The sequence below is a fragment of the Streptomyces sp. AC558_RSS880 genome (assembly GCF_019049255.1).
Taxonomy (GTDB): Bacteria; Actinomycetota; Actinomycetes; order Streptomycetales; family Streptomycetaceae; genus Streptomyces.
This window is the reverse complement of the sequence record NZ_JAGMUJ010000114.1, coordinates 1-455: the sequence shown is the minus strand read 5'-3', so window position 1 is coordinate 455 and position 455 is coordinate 1. Positions and strand designations below refer to the sequence as shown.

Sequence of the window (455 nt, the reverse complement as noted above, 5' to 3'; positions counted from 1 at the left end):
CTCGTCGCCCGTCACCTCGTGTCCCGGTACGGGGTGCGCGAGCTGGTGTTGCTGAGTCGTCAGGGTGAGCGGGCGGCCGGTGCGGCTGACCTCGTCGAGGAGCTTGCGGCGCTGGGTGCGTCGGTCGTGGTGGAGGCGTGTGACGCGGCGGAGCGTGATGCGTTGGCCGGTGTTCTGGAGCGGATACCGGTGTTGACGGGTGTGGTGCACGCGGCCGGTCTGCTGGACGACGGTCTGGTCGAGGCGATGACGGAGGAGCGGCTGCACCGGGTGCTGCGTTCCAAGGTCGACAGCGCGGTCAACCTGCACGAGCTGACCCGTGACCTGGGCCTGTCCGCGTTCGTGCTCTTCTCCTCCGTCTCCGGCATCCTGGGCGGTCCCGGTCAGGCGAACTACGCGGCGGCCAACACGTATCTCGACGCGCTCGCCCATCTCCGCCGCGCGGAAGGACTCCC

General features: G+C 69.9%; 1 protein-coding gene. It reads left to right on the top strand.

Translation table 11 applies throughout. The annotated features are described in order from the left end of the window. The coding region (locus KUM38_RS28840; RefSeq protein WP_217133491.1) for an SDR family oxidoreductase at positions 1-455 on the top strand (455 nt) is incomplete at both ends.